This window comes from Bacillus sp. FSL M8-0049 (assembly GCF_038593355.1).
Classification (GTDB): Bacteria; Bacillota; Bacilli; order Bacillales; family Bacillaceae; genus Bacillus; species Bacillus safensis.
Map to the genome: position 1 here is coordinate 1,504,187 of NZ_CP151986.1, position 24,988 is coordinate 1,529,174.

The window sequence follows — 24,988 nt, forward strand, 5'->3', positions numbered from 1 at the left end:
ATATGAGAATTGCAGTCGATGCAATGGGGGGAGATCATGCCCCTAAAGCCATTATTGACGGTGTGCAAAAAAGCTTAACAGCATTTTCAGATATCGAGATTACACTTGTCGGCGATGAAAACAAAATCAAACCATACATAACAAACAACGACCGCATCACGATTTTAGATGCAAAAGAAGTGATTGAACCGACGGATGAACCAGTGCGTGCAGTTAGACGTAAAAAGGATTCATCTATGGTGAAAATGGCGCAGGAAGTATCCGAGGGACGAGCAGATGCCTGCATCTCAGCAGGAAATACTGGCGCCCTCATGACAGCTGGACTGTTTATCGTAGGCAGAATTGACGGTATTGACAGACCGGCACTTGCCCCAACTTTGCCAACACTGGATGGCAGCGGCTTCTTGTTACTAGATGTTGGTGCCAACGTTGATGCTAAACCAGAACATCTCGTGCAATATGCCATGATGGGATCAATCTACGCAGAGCGTGTCTTCCCAAAGAGCAATCCGCGTGTTGGACTGTTAAATGTAGGAACAGAAGATAAAAAAGGCAACGATTTAACGAAAAAAACCTTTGAATTATTAAAAGCATCAGACTTGAATTTCGTAGGAAATGTAGAGTCTCGTGACTTATTAGAAGGTGTTGCTGACGTTGTTGTCACAGATGGTTTCACTGGAAATATTGCGCTTAAAACGATTGAGGGCACAGCCCTTTCTGTCTTTAAAATGCTGAAAGAAACATTAACATCCAGTTTTACAGCAAAAATAGCAGCAGGCATGATGAAGCCAAAATTAATGCAGATGAAATCTAAAATGGATTACTCCGAATATGGCGGTGCCGCTTTATTTGGTTTAAAGGCACCTGTCATTAAAGCGCACGGCTCCTCTGACGAAAATGCCATTTTCCATGCAATTCGTCAGGCACGTGATATCGTAGAAAAAGACGTTTCAGCCATCATTCATCAAGAAGTCCAAAAAGAAACAACGAATGAGTCTTAATGGAGGTAAAGCAGCATGACTAAAATTGCATTTTTATTCCCTGGCCAAGGCTCTCAAAAAATTGGCATGGGAAAAGATTTATTTGACCAAGAAGCAATATCTAAAGCTGTTTTTGAAGAAGCAGACAAGACCCTCGGGTTTGACTTATCTTCTATGATTTTTGAAGGGGTTGCAGAAGAACTGACGCTCACCTTTAACGCGCAGCCAGCTCTTTTGACGACAAGTATCGCCATCTTAAAGAAATTTGAAGAGAGCGGAATCAAAGCAGATTATACAGCAGGACACAGTCTTGGCGAATACACGGCCCTCGTTGCAGCAGGCGCACTTTCGTTTAAAGATGCTGTTTATGCAGTCAGAAAGCGCGGAGAATTAATGAATGAAGCTGTTCCAGCAGGAGAAGGCGCCATGGCAGCAATTCTTGGCTTAGACAAAGCGGCACTTGAAGAAGTGACAAAAGAAGTGACAGAGAGCGGTCACCTGGTAGAGCTCGCTAACTTAAACTGTCCTGGTCAAATCGTGATATCTGGTACAGCAAAAGGGGTAGAACTTGCTTCAGAGAAAGCGAAAGAAAAAGGCGCAAAACGTGCAATTGCCCTTGAAGTGAGCGGACCTTTCCATTCTGCATTAATGAAACCAGCCGCTGAAAAATTTACGGATGTTTTGTCAAAGCTGGATATTGCGGATGCGAAAACACCGGTCATCTCAAATGTAACAGCAGACATCGTGACTTCCCGAGATGAAATTGAGACAAAACTGATTGAACAACTGTATTCTCCTGTTCGTTTTGAAGAAAGTGTGGAACGCCTTATTGATTTAGGCGTCACAACATTTATTGAAATTGGTCCTGGCAAAGTGCTTTCAGGTCTTGTGAAAAAAGTGAATCGCCGCCTGACGACGATTTCCGTTTCAGATCAAGAAACAATTGAAGCAGCCATTCAAACATTGAAGGGGGATTCTTGATGCTTACAAATAAAACAGCCGTTGTAACAGGAGCATCACGCGGGATTGGCCGATCCATCGCGATTGATTTAGCGAAAAGTGGTGCAAATGTTGTCGTGAACTATTCTGGAAACGAAGCAAAAGCAAATGAAGTCGTAGATGAAATCAAAGCACTCGGCCAGCAGGCATTTGCTGTGAAAGCTGATGTCTCAAATGCTGAAGAAGTACAAGCCATGATGAAACAAGCGATTGATACCTTTGGTTCAATTGACATTCTTGTGAATAATGCAGGGATCACAAAGGACAACCTGCTCATGAGAATGAAAGAGAATGAATGGGATGATGTCATTAACATAAACTTAAAAGGTGTTTTTAACTGTACAAAAGCTGTGACACGTCAAATGATGAAGCAAAGAAGCGGAAGAATCATCAATTTGGCTTCAGTCGTTGGTGTGTGTGGAAACCCTGGACAAGCAAACTATGTTGCAGCAAAAGCTGGCGTCATCGGATTAACGAAAACAACAGCAAAAGAGCTGGCAACTCGTCACATTACTGTTAATGCAGTAGCACCAGGCTTTATTTCAACAGATATGACAGACAAGCTTGATGAAAATGTACAGACGGAAATGCTCAAGCAAATTCCGCTCGCACGCTTTGGTGCACCTGAAGATATTAGCAACGTCGTTGTCTTTTTAGCTTCAGAAGGAGCAGGTTATATTACAGGCCAAACCATCCAAGTAGATGGCGGAATGGTCATGTCCTAAGAAATATCAAAATTTCATTAGGTTTTCTCTAGTTTTTTAAAAACAATTCAACTATAATACTTTGAGGGGAGGTGAAAGGCAATGGCAGACGTATTAGAGCGTGTATCAAAAATTATTGTAGACCGCCTTGGCGTTGATGAGGCTGACGTGAAAATGGAAGCTTCATTTAAAGAAGATTTAGGCGCTGATTCCCTTGATGTAGTTGAGCTAGTTATGGAACTTGAAGATGAGTTCGATATGGAAATTTCTGACGAAGATGCTGAAAAAATTGCAACAGTCGGTGACGCTGTGAACTACATAAATAACCAGCAATAAGTGTAACAAAGTCCCGTCTACTTTTGACGGGACTTTGAAAATTTATGTTAGTTTCAACACATTCAGCTGATCAATTGTCAGCCTTTTTCAGATGCTGGGAGCAATGTTTCCCTGCATGTAGAAAGAGAGACTCCATATAATCAGTATCCTTAAAGGCGATTACGCCTACCTGGAGGTTGCTATGCCAAAACAATATAAAGACAAACAGAAACAGAGCAAAAAACTAGAGCAATTTAGAGAATTCCAGCAGCGCATTTCTGTACAATTTAAAAATGAAAAGCTTCTATATCAAGCCTTTACCCATTCCTCTTATGTGAATGAACACCGGAAAAAGCCATACGAGGATAATGAAAGACTTGAATTTTTAGGAGATGCTGTTTTAGAATTGACCATCTCTCAATTTTTATTTGCAAAATATCCAGCGATGAGCGAGGGAGATTTAACGAAACTAAGAGCGGCGATCGTATGTGAACCGTCACTTGTATCACTAGCACATGAGCTGTCCTTCGGAGACCTTGTTCTTTTAGGAAAAGGCGAAGAAATGACAGGCGGCAGAAAACGCCCAGCACTCTTAGCGGACGTATTCGAGGCGTTTATCGGTGCACTTTATTTAGATCAGGGGCTTGAGCCGGTTGAACGTTTCCTAGAAGCGTACGTCTATCCGAAAATTAACGATGGAGCATTCTCGCACGTCATGGACTTTAAAAGCCAGCTGCAAGAATTTGTGCAGCGCGATGGAAAAGGTGTGCTCGAATACCGTATCCTGCATGAAAAAGGGCCTGCACATAACCGGGAATTTGAAGCAAATGTATCCCTTCGAGGTGAAGTGCTCGGAATTGGAAATGGACGCTCTAAAAAAGAAGCAGAACAGCACGCTGCACAGGAAGCACTTGCTAAATTGCAGAAACATCATATGAACCAATAAAATCCCCCTCGTTATTCAGGGGGATTTCACTCTGTTTTCCATCATCTTTTTTCACTTCATATGGTAAGATGATAGTACTTTAAATACATAAGGAGGATCACTCTCATGTTCCTCAAACGTTTAGACGTGATAGGATTCAAATCATTTGCACAGCGAGTGACCGTGGACTTTGTTAAAGGGGTCACAGCTGTGGTTGGACCAAACGGGAGCGGCAAAAGTAATATTACCGATGCTATCCGCTGGGTACTTGGAGAACAATCAGCGAAAAGCCTCCGCGGAGGAAAAATGGAAGATATCATTTTTGCAGGAAGTGACTCAAGAAAAAGAGTCAATCTAGCAGAGGTGACTTTAACATTAGATAACGAAGATCACTTTTTACCGATCGATTTTCACGAAGTCAGTGTGACAAGAAGGGTTTATCGTTCAGGAGAAAGTGAATTTCTCATAAACAATCAATCTGTCCGCTTAAAGGATATTATTGATCTTTTCATGGATTCAGGTCTTGGAAAGGAAGCTTTTTCCATCATCAGCCAAGGAAAGGTAGAGGAAATTCTATCAAGTAAGGCAGAAGAGAGAAGAAGCATCTTTGAAGAAGCGGCTGGCGTTTTGAAATATAAAACAAGAAAGAAAAAAGCCGAGAATAAACTGTTTGAAACGCAGGACAACTTAAACCGAGTAGAAGATATTCTGCATGAACTAGAAGATCAAGTAGAACCATTAAGAATGCAAGCATCCATTGCAAAGGACTATTTGCAAAAAAAAGAAGAGCTTGAAAATGTGGAAATTGCCTTAACTGTCCATGACATCGAAGCACTTCATGAAAAATGGACAACACTTGGTGAAGCAGTCGAGCGCTTCAAACAAGATGAAATGAAGCAGTCTACAGATATCCAAGCAAAAGAAGCCAAAATTGAAGAGTCGAGAGACCGCATTCAAGCGCTTGACGAATCAATTAATGACCTCCAAGAAGTTCTTCTTTTCACAAGTGAGGAATTAGAAAAGCTTGAAGGAAAAAAAGAAGTGCTAAAAGAGCGGAAAAAAAATGCGGCCGCAAACCAAGGACAGCTTGAGGAAACGCTCGTTCGTTTAACTGAAAAGCAAGCGCTGTTAACCGAAAAGATTGAGCAGCAGAAAATCACGCGTGACAGCCTGCAAAAAGAAGTGCAGCAGCTAAAAGATGAAGTGAACACAAAGCAGCATCAACTGTCGCTTCATAGTGAAGATGTGGAAGGTCAAATTGAACAGCTGAAAAGCGATTATTTTGATCTGCTCAATGAACAGGCTTCCATCCGTAATGAACGTAAATTACTAGAAGAACAGCAGCGCCAAGCTGCCATGCAGCTAGAGCGGCTGACGCAAAATAACCAAAAACATATCGAAGAACGAGTGTCTGTTAAAGAAAAGAAAACAGAAGCTGAGCAGCAGCTTTCAGCACTGGAAGAAGACATTCTAGCTCAAGTAAAACGCTTTAGAGAAGCAGAACAAAAGCTTGAGCAAATGAAACGTCAATACGAGAAAAAAGAAACGGCTCTTTACCAAGCCTATCAATACGTACAGCAGGCAAAATCCAAAAAAGAAATGCTTGAATCCATGCAGGAAGACTTCTCAGGCTTTTTCCAAGGAGTGAAAGAAGTCTTAAAGGCAAAAGAACGGTTAGGCGGTATTCATGGTGCCATTGCAGAGCTGATTCAAACGGATCAGCAGTATGAGACAGCGATTGAAATTGCGCTGGGTGCAGCCACGCAGCACGTCGTTACAGAAAATGAAGCAGCTGCGAGACAAGCGATTGGATACTTAAAGCAGCATTCCTTTGGACGTGCAACCTTCCTGCCAATGAACGTGATCAAAGAAAGAACCATTCAGCTCAGAGATGTTCAAACAGCAGAGCAGCATGCTGCATTTATCGGCATAGCGAGTCACCTCGTTTCCTTTGACGAAAAGTATCAAAAGGTGATTCAGAATTTGCTTGGAACTGTGCTGATCGTTAGAGACTTAAAAGGCGCCAATGAACTGGCGAAAATGCTTGGACATCGTTACCGCATCGTGACTCTTGATGGAGATGTCGTAAACCCCGGCGGTTCAATGACCGGTGGCGGCGTAAAGAAAAAGAACAACTCTCTTCTTTCAAGAAACCGGGAGATCGAAACGTTAACAAAGCAGCTCGTTGAAATGGAAGAGAAAACAACGATCCTTGAAAAGGAAACAAAAGAAACGAAGCAATTGATCGGAGCAAACGAAAGCCAATTAAACGAACTGCGTCAGCGCGGCGAAACGCTTCGTGAAAAGCAGCAAGATCTCAAAGGGAAGCTATACGAACTGCAAGTTGCAGAAAAAAATATCAATGCTCATCTTGAACTTTATGATCAAGAAAAAGAAGAATTGCAGCAGCGTTCTACTGAACTCGCGGAGAAGGACAAAAAGCAGGTCGCTCTTGAAGTCTCTATAGGTGAGAAACTGACGGCTCTTGATCAAGAAATCAATACATTAACAAAGCGTAAGCAGACGCAAAGCTCAACGAAAGAAACCATTTCTGCTGAATTAACTGAGCTGAAAATCTCGCTTGCCAAAAAAGAGCAGTCCTTAGCGAATGAACAAGAAAAGCTTTCGAGCTTAATGGCTGAATTAGAAGAAGCTGAACAGACGCTGATGGAAACAAAAGAAGATTTGTCACTCTTAACAAGTGAAATGTCATCTAGTTCAAGCGGAGCCGAACAACTGGAAGAAGCGGCGAAAGAGAAGCTGGAAAACAAAAACAAAACAACCGCACTCATTTCAGAGCGCCGTAAGCAGCGTCTCGCTCTTTCTGAAACATTAGAATTTGCTGAACGTGAGCTTAAAGAACAAAAACGTTTGTATAAGCAGCTCACCACAAGCTTAAAAGATGAAGAGATTAAGCTTGGCCGTATGGAAGTCGAGCTCGATAACCTGATCGCTTATTTGAACGATGAATATGCTCTTTCATTTGAAGGAGCAAAAGAGATGTATCAGTTGACGTTATCGCCAGATGAAGCAAGAAAACGAGTGAAGCTGATCAAACTAGCCATTGAAGAGCTTGGAACAGTAAACTTAGGCAGCATTGACGAGTATGAACGTGTGAATGAACGCTATCTCTTCTTAACAGAACAGCGAAATGATCTGACAGAAGCGAAAAATACATTATTCCAAGTCATCGAAGAAATGGATCAAGAGATGACAAAGCGTTTCTCTGAGACATTCTCTCAAATCCGCGGTCACTTTGAATCTGTTTTCCAAGCATTATTTGGCGGTGGAAGAGCAGATCTTAAGCTGACAGATCCAAATGATTTACTCAACTCTGGCGTTGATATTGTCGCGCAGCCGCCAGGGAAAAAACTGCAAAACTTAAGCCTTCTTTCAGGCGGAGAGAGAGCCTTAACAGCGATCGCTTTACTATTCTCTATCTTAAAAGTGAGACCTGTTCCATTCTGCGTGTTAGATGAGGTAGAAGCGGCGCTTGATGAAGCAAATGTTTTCCGTTTTGCGCAATATTTAAAGAAATACAGCCAGGAAACACAGTTCATTGTCATTACGCACCGCAAGGGAACAATGGAAGAAGCCGATGTGCTTTACGGCGTGACCATGCAGGAATCAGGTGTTTCTAAGCTTGTATCTGTCAAACTAGAAGAAACGAAAGAGCTTGTCCAGTAATTAAAGGAGGTTTTTGAACCAATGAGCTTTTTTAAGAAATTAAAAGAAAAATTTACGCAGCAAACCGATTCAGTATCAGAAAAGTTTAAAGATGGACTCGAAAAAACGAGAAACTCCTTCCAAGGAAAAGTAAATGAACTGATTTCCCGCTACCGCAAAGTCGACGAAGACTTTTTTGAAGAGCTGGAAGAGGTTCTGATCGGCGCTGATGTCGGTTTCACAACTGTGATGGAACTGATTGATGAGCTGAAAAAAGAAGTGAAATTAAGAAACATTCAAGACCCAAGCGAAGTACAAGCGGTCATTTCTGAAAAACTGGTTGATATCTACAATAGCGGAGAGGAACAAATCTCTGCGCTGAACATTGAAGACGGGCGTTTGAATATCATTTTATTTGTAGGCGTCAACGGTGTTGGGAAAACAACGACTATCGGCAAACTTGCAAATAAGCTGAAAAATGAAGGGAAATCCGTCATTTTAGCAGCAGGTGATACGTTCCGTGCCGGTGCCATCGAGCAGCTTGAAGTGTGGGGAGAACGTTCAGGTGTTCCTGTCGTCAAACAAACGGCAGGCTCTGATCCAGCAGCGGTGATCTATGATGCCGTTCAATCAGCAAAAGCGAAAAATGCGGATGTCCTCATCTGCGATACAGCAGGAAGACTTCAAAACAAAGTCAACTTGATGAAAGAACTGGAGAAGGTCAAGAGAGTCATTGAACGCGAGGTTCCAGATGCACCTCATGAAGTATTGCTCGCTCTTGATGCGACAACGGGTCAAAACGCCATGGCGCAAGCTAAGGAATTTTCTAAAGCGACAAATGTGACAGGGATTGCTTTAACAAAGCTTGACGGTACTGCAAAAGGCGGAATTGTTCTTGCGATTCGAAATGAGCTGAACATTCCCGTGAAACTTGTCGGTTTAGGTGAAAAGGTGGACGATCTGCAAGAGTTTGATGCAGAATCGTATGTGTATGGATTATTCTCAGACGTAATTGATCAACAAGACTAACAAAAAAATGCCGGCAAATCTGCTGGCATTTTTATTTATGCGTAGCTTCATGAAGTGACAAGATAAAAACTTGACACACAGTAGAGAACCGTGTAAACTTAGTTGATGTAAAGGGAATGAACTTAACAAAGGGGAGAGAGCCCATGACGCTTGAAAAAACAACGAGAATGAATTACTTGTTTGACTTCTATCAATCGTTGTTGACCGCAAAGCAAAAGAGCTACATGTCGCTTTACTACCTAGACGATTTTTCCCTCGGTGAAATTGCGGATGAATATGAAGTATCAAGGCAGGCTGTTTATGATAATATTAAACGGACTGAAGCGATGCTTGAACAATATGAAGAAAAGCTGCTCTTGTTTAAGAAATTTAAAGAGCGTAAAGAACTTCTCAAAAAAATGAGAGAGCTTGTAGCTGATTCTGCGCAAACAGAAGAAGCAGAAGCTTTAATTGAATCGCTTGAGAAATTAGATTAGGAGGCGGCACAGTATGGCATTTGAAGGATTAGCCGACCGACTGCAGCAGACGATTTCAAAAATCCGCGGCAAAGGAAAAGTGTCAGAACAAGATGTAAAAGAAATGATGCGCGAGGTACGCCTTGCCCTTCTTGAAGCTGACGTCAATTTTAAAGTAGTCAAAGACTTTGTGAAAAAAGTAAGTGAGCGGGCAGTTGGACAAGAGGTCATGAAAAGCCTTACCCCTGGACAGCAGGTCATTAAAGTTGTAAAAGAAGAACTCACTGAATTAATGGGCGGAGAAGAGAGTAAGATCGCTGTAGCGAAAAAATCTCCAACAGTCATTATGATGGTTGGTCTTCAAGGGGCGGGTAAAACAACCACAACAGGGAAGCTTGCCAATTTACTTCGCAAAAAACATAATCGCAAGCCGATGATGGTAGCTGCTGATATTTACCGACCAGCAGCGATCCAGCAGCTTCAAACGCTTGGGAAACAGCTTGATATGCCGGTGTTTTCATTAGGTGATCAAGTCAGCCCTGTCGAAATTGCCAAACAGGCAATTGAAAAAGCGAAAGAAGAACACCATGATTATGTCATTTTAGATACAGCAGGACGTCTTCATATCGATGAAGAATTAATGGATGAACTTCAGAAAGTAAAAGAAGTAGCAAATCCAGAAGAAATTTTCCTAGTTGTTGACTCTATGACAGGTCAAGATGCTGTCAATGTCGCGAAAAGCTTTAATGAACAGCTTGGTTTAACAGGTGTCGTTCTAACAAAACTAGACGGTGATACAAGAGGCGGTGCAGCACTTTCTATTCGAGCTGTCACCAACACGCCGATTAAATTCGCTGCGCTAGGAGAAAAGCTTGATGCGATTGAGCCATTCCATCCGGAGCGGATGGCCTCAAGAATTCTTGGCATGGGAGATGTGCTCACGCTGATTGAAAAAGCACAGGCAAACGTCGACCAAGATAAAGCGAAAGAGCTTGAGCAAAAAATGCGGACAATGAGCTTCACGCTCGATGATTTCCTCGAGCAGCTTGGCCAAGTTCGAAATATGGGTCCACTTGATGAACTGATCCAAATGATGCCGGGAGCCGGTAAAATGAAAGGGCTCAAAAACGTCCAAGTAGACGAAAAGCAGCTCAATCATATCGAAGCGATCATTAAATCAATGACGACCGAGGAAAAAGAACAGCCAGAGGTCATCAATGCAAGCCGGAGAAAACGGATTGCAAAAGGAAGCGGAACATCTGTACAGGAAGTCAATCGCCTTTTAAAGCAATTTGATGAAATGAAAAAGATGATGAAGCAAATGACCAACATGTCCAAAGGAAAGAAAAAGGGCTTTAAATTACCATTTATGTAATTGGTTATACATGATAAAACCGTTGTTAAGAAAAAACACTTTACAAACCCTTTTATCATTGTTAATATACTATCTTGTTGAAATATTTTCGGAGGTGCTAGTAAAATGGCAGTAAAAATTCGTTTAAAACGTATGGGAGCAAAAAAATCTCCTTTCTATCGTATTGTTGTAGCAGATTCTCGTTCACCACGTGACGGTCGTTTCATTGAAACAGTTGGAACTTACAACCCAGTGGTATCACCAGCTGAGGTGAAAATCAACGAAGAATTAGCGCTTAAATGGCTTCAAAATGGTGCGAAACCATCTGATACAGTTCGCAATCTTTTCTCAAGCCAAGGAATTCTTGAAAAATTTCATAATGCGAAAAACAGCAAATAATGAATGAGCTGTCCTTGGAAGAATTGATTGTGTCCATCGTCGAGCCACTTGTTGATTTCCCTGAAGATATTCACGTATCTTCATTAGAAAAAGATGAGCAGGTGATTTACACACTGTCTGTCAATGCTGAAGATACCGGAAAAGTGATCGGAAAGCAGGGACGTACAGCAAAAGCGATACGAACAGTCATTTTTGCAGCAAGTGCAGAGTCTTCTAAGAAAGTTCAACTTGAGATTGCTGACTAAAAAGGGAGAGGGCTTAGGACCTCCCCTTTTTTTACACGTTTAAATCTATTTTTCGTTATACTGTAGAGGACAAATGCCTTCGGATAGGGGGACAAAAGGAAGATGCAGATCATTCAACATGTCACCGTGATGCAAGTATTAACTGAAAGCAGTAAGGACAAACTGTTAACGACTTTTTTGGAGAAAAAAGAAAGACTAGAACGTGAATGCAATCAACTATATTTTCAACTAAAAAAACATGAAAAAGAACCACATCAGCAAGAAGCCATCCCTCAATTTCAAAAAGCGATCGATAAAAGGCAAGAGAAGATCCGGCAAATTGATTTTCAAGTAGAGCAGCTGCATATTTTGCCGCTTGGAAGTGAAATGAAAGAAACAGAAGTGGATGCACTGGTTGAAGTAAAAATAGGTGATAAATGGGATGACAAGATGCAAGATAATGTCATCGTCGTGAAAGACGGCACCATTGTGGAAATACGTCAGGGGTGATTGAGAACATGGAGCTAGAATGGTTGAATGTTGGAAAGATCGTCAATACACACGGAGTGCGCGGAGAAGTACGCGTCGTGTCAAAGACGGATTTCCCAGAAGAGCGCTACAAAAAGGGAAGCGTCCTCTATATTTTTAAGCAAGGTCAAAGCGAGCCGCTGAAAGTGACTGTCGCATCGCATCGCCAGCACAAACAGTTTGATTTGCTCACATTTGAAGAAATCAACTCATTAAATGAAGCAGAGCATTTGAAAGAATCAATCTTAAAGGTAGAAAAAGAACATCTTGGGTCATTAGACGAAGGAGAATTTTATTTCCACCAAATCATTGGCTGTGAAGTATACGATGAAGAGGACAAGCTGATCGGCCAAATCAAAGAAATCCTTACGCCAGGGGCAAATGATGTGTGGGTGGTTGGAAGAAAAGGCAAAAAAGATGCCCTCATTCCATATATACCATCTGTCGTCAAAAAGATCGATATCTCATCCAAAACCGTACACATTGAAGTGATGGAAGGACTTATTGACGAATGAAAATCGATTTCTTAACCCTTTTTCCTGAAATGTTCGAAGGTGTGCTTCACTCATCGATCTTAAAAAAAGCACAGGAGAAAGAAGCTGTCTCATTTCAAGTCGTCAATTTTAGAGAGTATTCGGATCATAAGCATAAAACAGTGGATGACTATCCGTATGGCGGCGGTGCTGGTATGGTACTGAAAGCGCAGCCCGTATTTGATGCGGTAGAAGATTTAACGAAGAAAGCAAGCACGAAACCCCGAATCATTCTTGTCTGTCCTCAAGGGGAAAGATATACACAAAAGAAAGCAGAAGAACTTGCAAAAGAAGAGCATCTTATGTTCATTTGCGGCCACTATGAAGGCTACGATGAGCGCATCAGGGAGCATCTTGTCACAGATGAGATCTCAATCGGAGATTTCGTCCTCACAGGCGGAGAGCTGCCAGCGATGATGATTGCAGACAGTGTGGTCAGGCTTTTGCCTCATGTGCTTGGAAAAGAAGCGTCTCACATCGAAGATTCATTCAGTACAGGTCTGCTTGAGCACCCGCACTATACAAGGCCGGCGGATTATAAAGGACTAAAAGTGCCGGATGTGCTCCTCTCTGGAAATCATGCCAAAATTGAAGAGTGGCGGCGCAAAGAATCCTTGAAGCGAACCTATACAAGACGGCCAGATTTGATCGATTCTTGCAAAACATTAACGGATGAAGAAAAAAGATGGCTTTGGCAGCTTCATAATGACTAGATTGTATTGCACACGGCATAGAGGTATGATATGATACTACTTGTGACTTGGACGGCTTGCTGATCCAAGTTTGAAAACGATGTTCCGCTGCAATGAAGAAAGAGGACATGAGCATCTGTTGGAAGGAGTTGAAAACGATGCAACATTTGATTGAAGAAATCACAAAAGAACAATTACGCACTGATCTTCCTGCGTTCCGTCCTGGTGACACTTTACGTGTACATGTTAAAGTTGTCGAGGGTACTCGTGAGCGTATCCAGATCTTTGAAGGTGTTGTAATTAAGCGTCGTGGTGGTGGAATCAGCGAAACTTTCACAGTTCGTAAGATCTCTTACGGTGTAGGCGTTGAGCGTACATTCCCTGTACACACACCAAAAATCGCTAAGATCGAAGTTGTACGTCACGGTAAGGTACGTCGTGCGAAACTTTACTACCTACGTGAACTTCGCGGTAAAGCGGCTCGTATCAAAGAAATCAGACGATAATGATATCAAAGGAAAGAGCTTGTTACCTGTAACAGGCTCTTTTTTTGTACAATGTATAGAGATAACAGGTAGAAGAAAGAAGGTGCACATATGACGATTCAATGGTTTCCAGGCCATATGGCAAAAGCAAGACGTGAAGTCACAGAAAAATTAAAGCTCATCGACATCGTATTTGAATTAACCGATGCAAGAATTCCGATGTCCTCTAGAAACCCAATGATCGAAGAAATCCTTCAAAACAAACCCAAAATCATGCTCTTAAACAAAGCAGATAAAGCAGATCCTCGTATGACAAAGGAGTGGCAGGCGCATTTTGAGCAGCAAGGCGTTCGGTCACTTGCTATTAACTCTGTCGATGGACAAGGGTTAAATCAGATCATCACGACTTCAAAAGAAATTTTAAAAGAAAAATTCGACCGCATGAAAGCAAAAGGCGTCAAACCACGTGCCATTCGAGCACTGATTATCGGGATTCCCAACGTCGGCAAATCGACCTTAATCAATCGTTTAGCAAAAAAGAACATTGCCAAAACAGGAGACCGGCCTGGTATTACGACATCACAGCAATGGGTGAAGGTAGGGAAAGAACTAGAACTGCTTGATACCCCTGGAATCCTCTGGCCAAAGTTTGAAGATGAGCAGGTAGGACTCAGGCTTGCGGTGACTGGAGCGATCAAAGATTCGATCATCAACTTACAGGATGTCGCTGTGTATGCACTTCGTTTTCTAGAAGAGAATTACCCGGAGCGATTAAAAAAACGCTATGACCTAGCGGAGATACCTGAAGATACGGTTGAGCTGTTTGATGCAATTGGCACTAAGCGCGGCTGTCTAATGAGCGGGGGATTCATAAACTATGACAAAACCACCGAAATCATTATTCGGGATATTCGAACAGAAAAATTTGGTCCCCTCACATTTGAGAAGCCTGAAAGCTAAAAGACACGCAGCTCATGCGGGTCTTTATTTTTTGCGAAAAACTGCCGATATAAAGAAGGAGGCTGCGAAAAAGCCTATGTACACGGTGAAGCAAATAAAAGAACTAATAGAAAAGCATGCAGGCGACGAGTCATACATTCGCGAGCTTGTGAAAGATGATACGAGAAAAAGTGTCCAAAAACTGATAGAAAAATGGCGCAAAGAGAGAGAAAAGCAGCAAGCACTTCGCGCGGCATGGGATGACATGCTGCAATTTGAAAACAAAGCAAAGGCGCAGGGATACACATGTATTGCTGGAATAGATGAAGCAGGAAGAGGACCGCTTGCCGGCCCAGTTGTGGCAGCAGCCGTTATATTAAAGGAAAATACCGTCCTGCTCGGTTTAAACGACTCAAAGCAATTATCTGAGAAAAAAAGATTGGCTTATTATGATTTAATTCAAAAAGAAGCACTTGATATCGGAATCGGCATTGTTGATGCGGCTACGATTGATGAAATCAATATTTATGAAGCATCAAGACTGGCGATGGTAAGAGCTGTAGAGCAGTTAACTCATACACCTGATTATCTACTCATAGATGCCATGACACTCCCGCTTTCTACTCACCAAGAGAAGATCATCAAAGGAGATGCAAAAAGTGCATCCATTGCAGCAGGTGCATGTATTGCGAAGGTGACAAGGGATCAGATGATGGAAGAGTACGGGCGTAAGTATCCTGAGTATCAATTTGAAAAACATAAAGGGTACGGAACGAAAGAGCACCTGGCTGCGATTCAAACACATGGTGCTACCCCCATCCACCGGTTATCGTTTGCGCCAGTGAAATCTGTTATATCATAAATTTTAATCTAAGGAGGCTGCCTGTGATGACAAGAGTTGAGGACATACATACAGCACTGAATAGCCGGCTGAATACGGCCGAATCGGTTCCATTAAACACCGAAGGGAAGGATAATGTTCATCGGCTGATTCTCGGTAAAGTACTAAAAATGCTTGGAGATGATACAGCCCTTGTTCAAATAGGTTCAACGAAAATAAAAGCACAGCTGGCGGCTCAGCTTAAAGCAGACGCATTTTATTGGTTCCAATTTGAACAAGAGGGTGGAGGCAGCCTCAATAAACTAAGACCCGTTCAGCAATTTGATCAAGATCCTAAGACATTAAAGGATGCAGCAGCCAAACTATTAGAAGGTCTCTCACTGAAAAATGGGCTTGAAAACATGCTGACAGCTACAGCTTTTTTAAAGGAAAAGTCCGTCATCAACGAAGGAGAGTTAAAAACGGCAGTGAAGTGGATCGAACAGCTTCAAGGAGCTGATGTGAAGAAAGGGCTCCAGGCCCTCCTCTTTGCTTTAAAGAAAGATTTACCGATCCAGCAAGGGGTGCTTCAATCTATTTTAGCCGTAAAATCACCCTCTGCCCTTCATCAGGATATAACAGCGCTATTAAATCAATTAACACAGCTTCCGAAGCACACAGATGCCACACGGACCCTTATACAAGCCGTTCGGTCAGTTGTAGATACAGAGACAGCCGTCCATGCAGAAAAGCTCTTATCGGTCCTTCTAGCAGCGAGAGAAGGCGAGGCGAAGCAAGGTGGCAATTCACCAGTAACGACTCAGCTCAATCCTTCTCAGCAAAAAGAAAATAGCCATGCCGCAATCGTTCAAGAGCGTCAGCCGTCCCAAGTTCCTCAGACAAACGTGCAGCAGTCAACAAGTCCAAAAGAAGAGCTGCAAATCCCGCCTCAGCAAATTGAGCGGATACTGGCAAGTTTGATGAAACAAGGTGCAGACGGGCAGCAAGAACCTAACTTAAAACAGCTCACAGCATTGCTGCACGGGCTCCAGCAGGCAGGATCTCAGCCTGACGCAAAAGCAGCTGTGCTTCAAAAAGAGTTTCCCTTCCTGTCAAAAGCAGAGGCAAAAGCTTTGGCCCAGGTAGTGCAGCAGACAGAACCAACATTAAGTAATAAAACCGATGTGCTCGATTTACTTATGACGATGAAAAAGGCAATAGGTGTACGTGATGAAATTGGTATGCTGAAACTGCTTGAAAAAGGCAGCCAGGATGTCAAAAGTCAGGAGCTGCACCAATTAAAGCTCACCTTAAATGATGTGAGACAGGCGGATTTACCAGAGCCCGTTAAAAAAGAAGTGGATCAATTGTTTCATAGATTGAATGGGCAGTTATTTGTGCAGCAGGAGAACCAAACCGTCAGTCAAATGATGATTTCCTATCCGCTTTTCTCAAAACATAGTGTTCAAGATTTAACCTTTATTCTAAAAGGACATAAGAAAAAGGATGGCTCTATTGATATTTCTCAGTGCCGCCTCATGTTTTATTTAAACATGGAAAACCTTGAAGAAACCTTGATAGACTGTACGATTCAGCAAAAGGTCATGTCCATTACAGTCGAGACAGCCCATGAACTGCAAGGCACCATTAATCCAATGATTCCGGCTGTTCGAGAGAATTTAAATGCGCTAGGATACAGTTTAACGGGAATTACAGCAAAAAAGAGACAAGAGCCAGTAGATCCGTCTTTATTTCTAGATGAACACTTTCATAAAATCAGCGAGAAAGGGCTGGACTTACGAGTATGAAGGATTCAAAACCGCTTAGAAGAGCGGTCGCTCTGCATTACGATGAAGAAAAACAAAAGGCGCCAAAAGTCGTTGCAACAGGCAGCGGCTATGTGGCAGATCATATTATTGAAGAAGCAAAAAAGTCGGGAGTCCCAATCCAGGAAGACCGTAATTTAGTCGAACTCATGCGCCACTTAACATTAGATGAGGAGATCCCTGAAGCGTTATACGATACTGTAGCAGAAATTTTTTCGTTTATCTACAGGTTAGATCAAAAAATGAAAAAATAAGGTAAAATAAGTGATTTGGCTGAAAAATTTATATTTTTAATAAAATAAAAGTTTGAATGTTTAGAAGGATTTTACGATTTTACATAGAACCCTAGACATTCTCTTTTTTATTCTTTAAAATGAAAGCGCAGTCTATTTTATAATTTTTGTTTCTACATATGTTGGGAGGATGGGAAATGAATATCCATGAGTACCAAGGAAAAGAAATCCTAAGAAAATATGGGGTTTCAGTTCCAAATGGTAAAGTAGCATTTACACCTGATGAAGCAGTGAAAGCATCAGAAGAGCTAGGGAGCTCTGTATATGTCGTAAAAGCACAGATTCATGCAGGCGGCCGTGGTAAAGCAGGCGGGGTAAAAATTGCAAAAACGAAAGATGAAGTGAAAGGGTTTGCAGAGGAATTGCTCGGCAAGACACTTGTCACACATCAAACAGGGCCTGAAGGGCGCGAAATAAAACGCTTACTTATTGAAGAAGGCTGCGATATTCAAAAGGAATACTATGTTGGACTAGTTTTGGACAGAGCGACATCAAGAATTGTATTGATGGCATCTGAAGAAGGCGGTACTGAAATTGAAGAAGTAGCAGAAAAAACGCCAGAAAAAATCGTCAAAGTGGTCATCGATCCAGCGATTGGTCTGCAAGGCTATCAGGCGAGAGAAGTGGCATTTAAAATTAATATTCCAACAAAATTAGTTGGCCAAGCTGTTAAGTTTATGACAAGCCTTTACAATGCGTTTATTGAAAAAGATTGTTCAATTGCTGAGATTAATCCACTTGTTGTAACAGGCGATGGAAAAGTCATGGCACTTGATGCAAAATTAAACTTTGATAGTAATGCCTTATATAGACAAAAAGATATATTAGAATACCGTGACCTTGATGAAGAGGATCCAAAAGAAATTGAAGCATCTAAATATGACTTAAGCTACATTTCTTTAGATGGAAATATTGGCTGTATGGTCAATGGAGCAGGTCTTGCGATGTCTACAATGGATATCATCAAGCATTACGGCGGGGACCCTGCAAACTTCCTAGATGTTGGCGGCGGTGCAACAGCTGAAAAAGTAACGGAAGCATTTAAAATCATTTTATCTGATCAAAATGTCAAAGGGATTTTCGTGAACATTTTTGGCGGCATCATGAAATGTGATGTGATTGCAGAAGGTGTTGTTGAAGCGACGAAACAAGTCGGCTTAACATTACCACTTGTTGTACGTCTTGAAGGAACAAACGTTGAATTAGGGAAGAAAATCCTGAGTGATTCAGGCTTAAATATCACTTCTGCTGAGTCTATGGCTGACGGGGCAGAAAAGATTGTATCTTTAGTCAAGTAGAGCAGAAAGGCAGGGAACCTAAATGAGTGTATTTATTAATAAAAATACGAGAGTAATTGTTCAGGGGATTACCGGTTCAACCGCATTGTTCCATACAAAACAAATGATTGAGTACGGAACTAATATTGTTGGCGGTGTCACACCTGGAAAAGGTGGAACTGAAGTAGAAGGAGTTCCTGTATTTAATACTGTATCTGAAGCAGTTCAGACTACTGGAGCGAACGCTTCTGTTATCTATGTACCAGCACCATTTGCGGCAGATGCCATTTTAGAGGCTGTTGACGCAGAAGTCGATCTCGTCATTTGTATCACAGAACATATTCCAGTGCTTGACATGGTCAAAGTGAAACGGTATATGGAAGGGAAAAAGACAAGACTAGTTGGACCAAACTGCCCAGGTGTCATCACACCTGAAGAATGTAAAATTGGTATCATGCCTGGCTACATTCATAAAAAAGGTCATGTGGGTGTTGTTTCTCGTTCTGGAACGCTTACATATGAAGCGGTACATCAGCTTTCAGAAGCTGGTGTTGGTCAATCGACAGCTGTAGGAATCGGGGGGGACCCGGTAAATGGGACAAACTTTATTGATGTGTTAAAAGCATTCAATGAAGACCCTGAAACACATGCTGTGATTATGATCGGTGAAATCGGCGGTACAGCTGAAGAAGAAGCAGCTGAATGGGTAAAAGCAAATATGACAAAACCAGTCGTTGGCTTTATTGGCGGTAAAACGGCGCCTCCAGGAAAACGTATGGGACATGCTGGTGCTATTATTTCTGGTGGTAAAGGAACAGCTGATGAAAAAGTAAAAACAATGCGTGAATGTGGAATTGAAGTGGCAGAAACACCATCTGTCATGGGAGAAACGTTGATTAAAGTATTAAAAGAGAAGAATCTCTTCGAAGCTTGTAAAACGCATTAATGACACAAGAAGACTTGTTCTTTGACAAGTCTTCTTCTTTCTATCTTAAACTGGAGGAATGGTATGTACAACGTGTCCGAAAGAATGATTTTTCACCGCTTAAAAGGCCTCATCTCACCCTCATTATTAACAAAATGGTGGAAAGTCGATCCTGAACTATATATAAATGAAGAAACACATCATTTTAAACAGGATCGAGCATTACAAACGATCGACTTTACCCGCTTAAAACAAGCTGAAGAAAATGAATTCCCCATTTTTCAACACATCGTTCAAGCCTATTTAAAGCAAAACATTCACATGATTCCCATCACATCACCCTTATATCCCAGCACATTAAAAAATATTTATGATCCTCCCCCTGTGTTATTCCTAAAAGGAAACGTATCATATTTAAATGAAGAAAAAAGTTTAGGTGTAGTCGGCACGCGAGCTCCATCGTCTTATGGAGAAGCATGTGTGAAGAAAATTGTTGGTGAGCTTGTCAAGGAAGAGTGGATGATTGTCAGTGGTTTAGCTAAAGGAATCGATGGACTGGCACATAAAGAGTGCATCAGGAAAAAAGGGAAAACAATCGGCATTATAGCAGGCGGCTTTCAGCATGTATACCCAAAAGAACATGCACAAATGGCTCAATACATGGGCGAACATCATTTGCTTTTGTCAGAGCACCCGCCTTATGTCAAACCAGAAAAGTGGCATTTTCCAATGAGAAATCGTTTAATTAGTGCATTGACGAAAGGGACCATCGTGATTCAGTGCAAAGAAAAGAGCGGTTCTCTTATTACAGCCTATCAAGCGCTTGAGCAAGGCAAAGAAGTATTTGCGGTTGCTGGATCCATCTTTGATTCTAATTCCACAGGTCCGGCAAGACTCATTCAGCAGGGGGCAAAGCTTGTTCATTCCACAAAGGATATTTTAGAGGAATTCTCCTTCCACAGCGTTCAATATACTGAACTCTCATAAAAATATCGTTTGACAAAAGACATCGGAATATTTAATAATAGTGAGGATTTAAGTTTACACTTTGTTTTTCGTGTTTATAATGATGTTCATCATAAAGAATTTTTAATGATTGCCTGTTAGATAGGTGCAATTAACATAAATATGAATTGTGAAATGTATAAAGAGAGAACACCTCTTAAGGGGGATTTTGAGTATGGCTGATTATTTAGTCATCGTTGAGTCGCCAGCAAAGGCGAAAACGATTGAGCGTTATTTAGGAAAAAAGTATAAAGTAAAAGCTTCAATGGGGCACGTAAGGGATTTACCGAAAAGTCAGCTCGGTGTTGACACTGAGCATGACTTTGAACCGAGATATATTACGATTCGCGGGAAAGGCCCAGTTTTAAAAGAATTAAAAACAGCAGCGAAAAAAGCAAAGAAAGTCTATCTCGCAGCTGACCCCGATAGAGAGGGAGAAGCGATTGCTTGGCATTTAGCACACAGCCTTGACCTTGACCTCTCTTCTGACTGCCGCGTTGTTTTTAACGAGATTACAAAGGATGCGATTAAAGATTCCTTTAAGCATCCACGTATGATCAATATGGACTTAGTTGATGCGCAGCAGGCAAGACGGATCTTAGATCGTCTCGTTGGGTATAAAATCAGTCCGATTTTATGGAAGAAAGTGAAAAAGGGCTTAAGTGCCGGACGTGTTCAATCAGTTGCACTCCGCCTGATTATTGATCGCGAGAATGAAATTAATGAATTTAAACCAGAAGAATACTGGACAATTGACGGTACATTCCTAAAAGGAAAAGAAAGCTTCGAAGCGAGTTTCTTTGGCCTCAATGGCAAAAAACATCCATTGAAAACAAAAGAAGATGTAAAAGAAATCCTTTCGAAATTAAAGGGAAGCAAATTCTCTGTAGAGAAAGTAACGAAAAAAGAGCGTAAACGTAATCCAGCTGTTCCGTTTACGACTTCTACTTTACAGCAGGAGGCTGCAAGAAAATTAAACTTCCGTGCGAAAAAGACAATGATGATTGCACAGCAATTATATGAAGGAATTGATCTTGGTAAAGAAGGTACAGTCGGTCTCATTACATATATGAGAACGGACTCAACACGTATTTCCAATACAGCGATTGAAGAAGTATCTGCCTTCATTGATCAGACGTACGGCAAGAATTTCTTAAACACAACAAAACGAACAGCTAAAAAGAATGAAAATGCACAAGATGCTCACGAAGCCATCCGTCCGACTTCGACGTTAAGAAAACCGGCAGATGTCAAGCACGTGCTAAGCCGCGATCAGCTTCGTCTGTACAAATTGATTTGGGAACGATTCGTGGCCAGCCAAATGGCGCCGGCTGTTCTTGATACAATGAGTGTGGACCTTGATCATAACGGTCTTACTTTCCGTGCGAATGGCAGTAAAGTAAAATTCCCTGGGTTTATGAAGGTTTATGTGGAAGGAAAGGACGACCAGCTAGAGGAAAAGGACAAAATGCTTCCTGATCTGAAAGAAGGGGACACAGTTCTTTCAAAAGACATCGAACCTGAACAGCACTTCACACAGCCGCCTCCGCGTTACACTGAGGCAAGATTGGTCAAAACACTTGAAGAGCTCGGTATAGGCCGTCCATCTACGTATGCACCAACATTAGATACAATTCAAAAGCGCGGCTATGTCGCACTTGATAATAAACGATTTACTCCGACAGAGCTTGGAGAGATTGTACTCAACTTAATCATTGAATTCTTCCCTGAAATCATTAACGTTGAATTTACAGCGAAAATGGAAAAGGAACTTGATAGTGTTGAAGAAGGTACGATCGAATGGGTTCGTATTATCGACAGCTTCTATCAAGACTTTGCAAAACGGGTAGAAAAAGCTGAAGCAGAGATGCAAGAAGTTGAGATTGAGCCGGAATACGCAGGTGTTGATTGTGAAGAGTGCGGACATCCGATGGTGTACAAAATGGGTAGATACGGCAAGTTCATGGCGTGCTCTAACTTTCCTGACTGCCGCAACACAAAGCCAATTGTCAAAGATATCGGGGTCAAATGCCCGTCATGTCATGAAGGAAACATTGTTGAACGAAAATCGAAAAAACGCCGCATTTTTTACGGCTGTGATCGTTTTCCAGAGTGTGAATTCGTCTCTTGGGAAAAACCAATTGAAAGAAAGTGTCCAAAATGCGAAAATATGCTTGTAGAGAAAAAGCTGAAAAAAGGCGTTCAAGTTCAATGTGTCAACTGTGATTATAAAGAGGAACAACAAAAATAGCGGTGAGCAGCCTTGTTCACCTGCTTTTTTATGTCATCAAACAGACCTTACGAAATAGGAGAGTTGTACAATGAGTCAATTTGTAAATGTGATCGGAGCCGGTTTAGCTGGAAGTGAAGCTGCATGGCAAATCGCTAAACGAGGAATTAAAGTCAATTTATATGAAATGAGACCTGTGAAACAAACGCCGGCTCACCACACAGATAAATTTGCGGAGCTTGTATGCAGCAACTCACTGCGTGCGAATGCTTTGACAAATGCAGTAGGTGTATTAAAGGAAGAAATGCGTCATTTAGATTCAGCCATCATCGCAGCAGCAGATGAAAGCTCAGTTCCTGCTGGCGGCGCGCTTGCAGTAGACCGTCATGAATTTGCAGCAAACGTGACAGACCGCGTGAAAAATCATCCGAATGTTACTGTCTTTCAAGAAGAAGTGCAAAGCATACCAGAAGGTCCGACAATTATCGCGACTGGCCCGCTGACATCAGAAGCACTTTCAAAAGAATTAAAATCGTTAACAGGAGAAGAATATCTCTATTTCTACGATGCAGCGGCACCTATTCTAGAGAAAGACAGCATTGACATGGATAAAGTGTACTTGAAATCACGCTATGACAAAGGAGAAGCCGCCTATTTAAACTGTCCAATGACAGAAGAAGAATTCGATCGTTTTTATGAGGCACTCATTTCTGCTGAAACTGTGCCATTAAAAGAATTTGAAAAAGAAATCTTCTTTGAAGGCTGTATGCCAATTGAAGTCATGGCGAAAAGAGGAAAGAAAACGATGCTGTTTGGTCCGATGAAGCCAGTAGGACTTGAAGATCCGAAAACAGGCAAAAGACCTTACGCTGTTGTTCAATTAAGACAGGATGATGCAGCAGGTACTTTATATAACATCGTTGGCTTCCAGACACATCTGAAGTGGGGCGATCAAAAGGAAGTATTCCGTTTGATTCCAGGTCTTGAAGAAGCAGAGATTGTCCGTTACGGCGTGATGCACCGTAATACATTTATTAACTCGCCAAGCCTTTTAAGACCGACTTATCAGTTTAAAAATAGAGATGATCTATTCTTTGCCGGACAAATGACAGGCGTTGAAGGGTATGTCGAGTCCGCAGCGTCGGGACTAGTGGCTGGTATTAACGCCGCTCGTTTTGTCAAAGGAGAAGAGCTTGTGACACTTCCGGAGGAAACGGCGATTGGCAGTATGGCTCACTACATCACATCGACAAACAAGAAAAGCTTCCAGCCGATGAATGCGAATTTTGGTTTGCTGAAAGATCTAGGAGTTCGAATTAAAAACAAACAAGAACGTTATGCAGAGTACGCTAAGCGTGCAATCGAAACTATTCAAACTATTTCGAAATCTCTGTAGTAAAACATTGCACGGAAAGCAAGATATGTGATACCATTTAAAAGCCTTAAAGAGGTGTAAAAATGACGAATAAACAGCGTCTTGTCCACTTATTCATTGAATATCTGCAAATTGAAAAAAACTATTCAGCTTTAACGATCTCAGGATATACAGAAGCCATTGAAGAGTTTGTCAGATTTATGAACATTCAAGGAATAGACGGTTTTGAAGAGGTATCCTATCAAGATACGAGAATTTATTTAACAGAAGCTTATGAAAAAGGCCTGACAAGAAGAACGATTAGTAAGAAAGTCTCTGCGCTTCGCAGCTTTTATAAATTTTTATTAAGAGAACAGCTTGTGAAAGAAAATCCTTTTTTACTCGTTAGCTTACCAAAGCAGGATAAGCGGATTCCTTCATTTTTGTATGAAGAGGAACTAAAAGAGCTTTTTACAGTTTCTGATGTCAGCACACCACTTGGGCAAAGAAATCAAGCCATTTTAGAACTTCTTTATGCAACAGGTATGAGGGTCAGTGAGTTATGTTCATTAAAAGAATCTGATCTTGATTTATCGATGGATACAGTGCTTGTTCATGGGAAAGGCAGCAAGCAGCGGTATGTTCCTTTCGGGTCATATGCTCATGAAGCGCTCATTACTTATTTAGAGGATGGAAGGCAGAAGCTGAAAGCTAAGGGGAAAGACCGCGCTGATACTCATGTGTTTTTGAATCAGCGCGGGACGCCTCTTACAGACAGAGGTGTTCGATTCATTCTCACTGAATTAATGAAAAAGGCGTCAGGTACATTACATATCCATCCTCACATGTTGAGGCACACCTTTGCCACGCATCTCTTAAACGAGGGAGCAGATTTGAGAAGTGTTCAAGAACTTCTCGGTCATTCAAATTTATCATCTACACAGGTGTACACGCATGTATCAAAAGATTCTTTAAGAAACACGTACATGTCTCATCACCCAAGGGCTTTTAAACGATCCTAAAAGGAGGTT

At 41.7% G+C, this 24,988-nt stretch carries 25 protein-coding genes; all 25 read left to right on the forward strand.

The genetic code is table 11. From position 1 onward, the window contains the following. The first annotated feature begins 2 nt into the window (after positions 1-2). The 25 genes from plsX to xerC all read left to right on the forward strand — a co-directional run bounded on the left by plsX (position 3) and on the right by xerC (position 24,979). Positions 3-1,001, forward strand: coding sequence for a phosphate acyltransferase PlsX (plsX, locus tag NSU13_RS07695; RefSeq protein ID WP_034281756.1), 999 nt, complete (start codon positions 3-5; stop codon positions 999-1,001). A gap of 15 nt (positions 1,002-1,016) precedes the next feature. Continuing rightward, the gene (gene fabD, locus NSU13_RS07700; protein WP_081124368.1) at positions 1,017-1,961 is read left to right on the forward strand and encodes an ACP S-malonyltransferase; all 945 of its coding nucleotides are present in this window, start codon (positions 1,017-1,019) and stop codon (positions 1,959-1,961) included. Continuing rightward, positions 1,961-2,704 carry a 3-oxoacyl-[acyl-carrier-protein] reductase gene (gene fabG / locus NSU13_RS07705; RefSeq protein ID WP_024424196.1) on the forward strand — a complete coding sequence of 248 codons (744 nt, stop codon included), beginning with the start codon at positions 1,961-1,963 and terminating at the stop codon, positions 2,702-2,704. Before fabD ends, fabG begins: the two co-directional genes overlap by 1 nt. Before the next feature lie 81 nt (positions 2,705-2,785). After that, positions 2,786-3,019, forward strand: a complete 234-nt coding sequence (gene acpP / locus NSU13_RS07710) for an acyl carrier protein (RefSeq protein WP_008344853.1) — start codon at positions 2,786-2,788, stop codon at positions 3,017-3,019. Positions 3,020-3,200: 181 nt separating this feature from the next. Beyond that, positions 3,201-3,944, forward strand: a complete 744-nt coding sequence (gene rnc / locus NSU13_RS07715; RefSeq protein ID WP_034281759.1) for a ribonuclease III — start codon at positions 3,201-3,203, stop codon at positions 3,942-3,944. Between the two features lie 105 nt (positions 3,945-4,049). Then, complete coding sequence (gene smc / locus NSU13_RS07720) at positions 4,050-7,610, forward strand: chromosome segregation protein SMC (RefSeq protein ID WP_268480796.1); 3,561 nt, start codon at positions 4,050-4,052, stop codon at positions 7,608-7,610. A 21-nt stretch (positions 7,611-7,631) separates the two neighbouring features. Further along, complete coding sequence (gene ftsY / locus NSU13_RS07725) at positions 7,632-8,618, forward strand: signal recognition particle-docking protein FtsY (RefSeq protein WP_024424194.1); 987 nt, start codon at positions 7,632-7,634, stop codon at positions 8,616-8,618. Positions 8,619-8,761: 143 nt separating this feature from the next. Continuing rightward, complete coding sequence (locus NSU13_RS07730; protein ID WP_012009935.1) at positions 8,762-9,094, forward strand: putative DNA-binding protein; 333 nt, start codon at positions 8,762-8,764, stop codon at positions 9,092-9,094. 13 nt (positions 9,095-9,107) lie between these two features. Next, entirely contained in the window at positions 9,108-10,448 is a 1,341-nt protein-coding gene (ffh, locus tag NSU13_RS07735; RefSeq protein WP_041117374.1) for a signal recognition particle protein, read from the forward strand. Between the two features lie 105 nt (positions 10,449-10,553). Next, positions 10,554-10,826: a 30S ribosomal protein S16 gene (rpsP, locus tag NSU13_RS07740; protein WP_008344841.1), complete on the forward strand. Its 273-nt coding sequence runs from the start codon at positions 10,554-10,556 to the stop codon at positions 10,824-10,826. Further along, positions 10,826-11,071, forward strand: coding sequence for a KH domain-containing protein (locus NSU13_RS07745; protein WP_024424192.1), 246 nt, complete (start codon positions 10,826-10,828; stop codon positions 11,069-11,071). Before rpsP ends, NSU13_RS07745 begins: the two co-directional genes overlap by 1 nt. A gap of 102 nt (positions 11,072-11,173) precedes the next feature. After that, on the forward strand, positions 11,174-11,560 hold the full coding sequence (locus NSU13_RS07750; protein ID WP_024424191.1) for a YlqD family protein: 387 nt from the start codon (positions 11,174-11,176) through the stop codon (positions 11,558-11,560). A gap of 8 nt (positions 11,561-11,568) precedes the next feature. After that, entirely contained in the window at positions 11,569-12,093 is a 525-nt protein-coding gene (gene rimM, locus NSU13_RS07755) for a ribosome maturation factor RimM (RefSeq protein WP_024424190.1), read from the forward strand. Beyond that, positions 12,090-12,824, forward strand: coding sequence for a tRNA (guanosine(37)-N1)-methyltransferase TrmD (trmD, locus tag NSU13_RS07760; RefSeq protein WP_024424189.1), 735 nt, complete (start codon positions 12,090-12,092; stop codon positions 12,822-12,824). Before rimM ends, trmD begins: the two co-directional genes overlap by 4 nt. Positions 12,825-12,961: 137 nt before the next feature. Next, positions 12,962-13,309, forward strand: coding sequence for a 50S ribosomal protein L19 (gene rplS / locus NSU13_RS07765; RefSeq protein ID WP_008354510.1), 348 nt, complete (start codon positions 12,962-12,964; stop codon positions 13,307-13,309). 90 nt (positions 13,310-13,399) lie between these two features. After that, positions 13,400-14,248: a ribosome biogenesis GTPase YlqF gene (gene ylqF, locus NSU13_RS07770; protein ID WP_024424188.1), complete on the forward strand. Its 849-nt coding sequence runs from the start codon at positions 13,400-13,402 to the stop codon at positions 14,246-14,248. A gap of 76 nt (positions 14,249-14,324) precedes the next feature. Further along, positions 14,325-15,089 (forward strand): ribonuclease HII, encoded by a 765-nt coding sequence (locus NSU13_RS07775; protein ID WP_342489971.1) that lies wholly within the window; start codon positions 14,325-14,327, stop codon positions 15,087-15,089. A gap of 26 nt (positions 15,090-15,115) precedes the next feature. Continuing rightward, positions 15,116-16,855 (forward strand): glycosyltransferase, encoded by a 1,740-nt coding sequence (locus NSU13_RS07780; protein ID WP_341053327.1) that lies wholly within the window; start codon positions 15,116-15,118, stop codon positions 16,853-16,855. Next, positions 16,852-17,127 (forward strand): FlhB-like flagellar biosynthesis protein, encoded by a 276-nt coding sequence (locus NSU13_RS07785; RefSeq protein WP_003211418.1) that lies wholly within the window; start codon positions 16,852-16,854, stop codon positions 17,125-17,127. Before NSU13_RS07780 ends, NSU13_RS07785 begins: the two co-directional genes overlap by 4 nt. Positions 17,128-17,303: 176 nt before the next feature. Then, on the forward strand, positions 17,304-18,464 hold the full coding sequence (gene sucC, locus NSU13_RS07790; RefSeq protein ID WP_024426972.1) for an ADP-forming succinate--CoA ligase subunit beta: 1,161 nt from the start codon (positions 17,304-17,306) through the stop codon (positions 18,462-18,464). A gap of 22 nt (positions 18,465-18,486) precedes the next feature. After that, positions 18,487-19,389, forward strand: coding sequence for a succinate--CoA ligase subunit alpha (gene sucD / locus NSU13_RS07795; RefSeq protein ID WP_007499624.1), 903 nt, complete (start codon positions 18,487-18,489; stop codon positions 19,387-19,389). 63 nt (positions 19,390-19,452) lie between these two features. Further along, complete coding sequence (dprA, locus tag NSU13_RS07800; RefSeq protein ID WP_224426534.1) at positions 19,453-20,355, forward strand: DNA-processing protein DprA; 903 nt, start codon at positions 19,453-19,455, stop codon at positions 20,353-20,355. 193 nt (positions 20,356-20,548) lie between these two features. Continuing rightward, complete coding sequence (gene topA / locus NSU13_RS07805) at positions 20,549-22,624, forward strand: type I DNA topoisomerase (protein ID WP_342489972.1); 2,076 nt, start codon at positions 20,549-20,551, stop codon at positions 22,622-22,624. Between the two features lie 70 nt (positions 22,625-22,694). Continuing rightward, on the forward strand, positions 22,695-23,999 hold the full coding sequence (trmFO, locus tag NSU13_RS07810) for an FADH(2)-oxidizing methylenetetrahydrofolate--tRNA-(uracil(54)-C(5))-methyltransferase TrmFO (RefSeq protein ID WP_024424183.1): 1,305 nt from the start codon (positions 22,695-22,697) through the stop codon (positions 23,997-23,999). 62 nt (positions 24,000-24,061) lie between these two features. Continuing rightward, positions 24,062-24,979: a tyrosine recombinase XerC gene (gene xerC, locus NSU13_RS07815; protein ID WP_034281771.1), complete on the forward strand. Its 918-nt coding sequence runs from the start codon at positions 24,062-24,064 to the stop codon at positions 24,977-24,979. The last annotated feature ends 9 nt before the right edge of the window (positions 24,980-24,988 follow it).